We start from the raw sequence: 2,280 nt of genomic DNA on the forward strand, positions 1-2,280 counted from the left end.
GGCAATTCTGTTTAAGCTTTCACATCCACAAGCTCGATGTCTTCAGAAGCCAACCGCTCGCCTAAAAATATCTCGCCAACAATCTGGAAGCGCTTGATTGAATCCGTTACCAAATAATTTACGGAACGACCCAATGAGGGAACATCATTCAACAAATCCTGCTTTTCGAGCAACTGATACAGGGCAACGGCAGTGGCATGCGCTGAATCAACTATAGCAACCCCTTTAGGTAACAAGTCGCTCAACAAAGACTTAAATACTGGGAAATGTGTACATCCGAGTAACACCGTATCTTCGTTAGTAAAACCATCGAGGTAATGTTTTAATGCTTCACGAGCGACTTGATTATTCACCATCCCTTCTTCTGCTAAAGCAACCAAAACGCTGCACGCCCGGGTATTAATGATTGCCTGGGGCAAATGTTGGGTAATTAGATTTTGGTATGCATTAGATGCAATCGTTGTTTCAGTAGCCAAAACAATAATGCGTTTGTTTTCAGTGGCCGCAACGGCTGCCGCAGCACCTGGTGCAACCACACCAAGCACCGGCATACCAGGTAACATTTCCTGTAAATACGGTAATGCGGCGGTAGTGGCTGTATTACAGGCAATGACCAAAGCCTTAATTCGCCGCTCTACCAGCAATTTTGCCATTTGCATGGCATATTGTTTTACCGTGTCTGGACTTTTAGTACCATAAGGAAGCCGAGCGGTATCACCCAGGTAGATAAACGACTCTTGCGGTAGACCCTCCCGCAATGCACGCAAAACAGTTAAGCCGCCCATCCCTGAGTCAAATACACCAATCGCCAGTTGGTTTGAATTCAATTGTATAACCCCTTTATTATGCTTTTGCTAAATTTTTCTCATCATATCAAACTATTACTTTACAGGTTATTTTATACTGAAGGTTTTTTCGCTCCGGAATGTGTGAACTCATCTCCCACTACATCTTTCTGTCTCAAAGAAGACATTTGCTCGCGTCGTGCTTTTGTGGTTTCAATAAACTTATGAGTCTCTTTTTGTATGCCCTCTAGCGATGACTTAGGTATTGCCGAATCCGGCAAATGGGTTTTGATAAACTCTTTATCAACTGTTGCCTGACGTTCATTCCATTTAGCTTTAGGGACATCAAACCCAGGTACTTGGGACTCTATTTTCACATTCAAACTTCCCTTTAATAAAAGTACTGCAGCGCAAACTCTTTTTGCCTGTTCGGGGTCATCTCCAGCAAGATAAATGGTTTCTTCGCCTGTCCCTTTCAAATTAGTTAGGAACATTTTAGCTTGTTTGAGTGCCATTTGAACTTTTTCTTCAGAGGTCAGTTTTGCTTTTTCTTGCGCAGTTGTCATGTCGGTTACTTTACCCACATGATCCTGAACTAAAACCCCTTGCGCTCCAACATCAACGCCGGTTCGGACTTTTTTAGGGAAATTTGCTATTGAGTAAATCTGATCTCCTTCGTGTAATTTTGCCCCTTTATATCGAGTATCGAGATCATTTTGTGCACTTAAGTTTATAGCATCCGGAGCCGCAACTGAAAGAGGAATATTAGGTCTTGGAGCATCTTTTTTGACCAATTGATCACTAAAATGTCGCAGTCGAGGATCAGGAGCGTTCTGTACATAGGCATTTGCGGCTATTTTGTTTCCTCTTACAGTATCGTATTTGCTTTGTATTAACAGTTTTATGCTATTCGCATCAGTATCTGATAACGCATCGGAATTAGGGAGTGTAAGTCCGCCAAACGCAGGATTTCTCAGTTCCCTTCGAACATCATTCTCAGTCCCTGGTCCGATATTATGAATAAAATGTTCTAATACACTGGGATCCGTAATTTTTGAAATTTTATCTCTAATAATAAGGGCATTATATTTTTGTGTTGTGAGCGTTTGTAATTTACGTAGATGCTCATCACTGAGATGATTTATCGTTAATGCTTCGTTAATTCCAAGACTTGTCTTGTTGCTTAAAACCAGCCTAAGATCATCAGGATTATTTGGAGCATCTTTTATCGCTTTAAGGAGTTGCAGAAGAGCTGAATTGCTATTACTAGGAGTAATCGCATCGATTTTGCTTTTTACAACTAGATAATTAATCTGTTGTCGCGCCACTTTGCGCAGGCTCGCTCTATCTGCAGGCAAAAGATCATCAATACTACGTATATCGACCCCAAAATGATTACCTAAAGCCACAGCAAAAGCTGGCTGCGTATCATCCGCTGTGCCAACACCACGCACCAAGGTTTGATCTTCGCTGGCCATGATGGCCGCTTTGATTT

Annotated in this window: 2 protein-coding genes; both read right to left on the reverse strand. The window is 41.9% G+C overall.

Translation table 11 applies throughout. The features are described 5' to 3' along the window. Positions 1 to 11 precede the first annotated feature (11 nt). Positions 12 to 827, reverse strand: coding sequence for a glutamate racemase (gene murI, locus BW930_RS16740; RefSeq protein ID WP_058468184.1), 816 nt, complete (start codon positions 825 to 827; stop codon positions 12 to 14). Positions 828 to 898: 71 nt separating this feature from the next. Continuing rightward, positions 899 to 2,280 (reverse strand): hypothetical protein (locus tag BW930_RS16745; RefSeq protein ID WP_217697081.1); only part of this gene is annotated, 1,382 nt, incomplete at its 5' end.

This window comes from Fluoribacter gormanii, from assembly GCF_900156395.1.
In the GTDB taxonomy this organism is placed as follows: Bacteria; Pseudomonadota; Gammaproteobacteria; order Legionellales; family Legionellaceae; genus Legionella; species Legionella gormanii.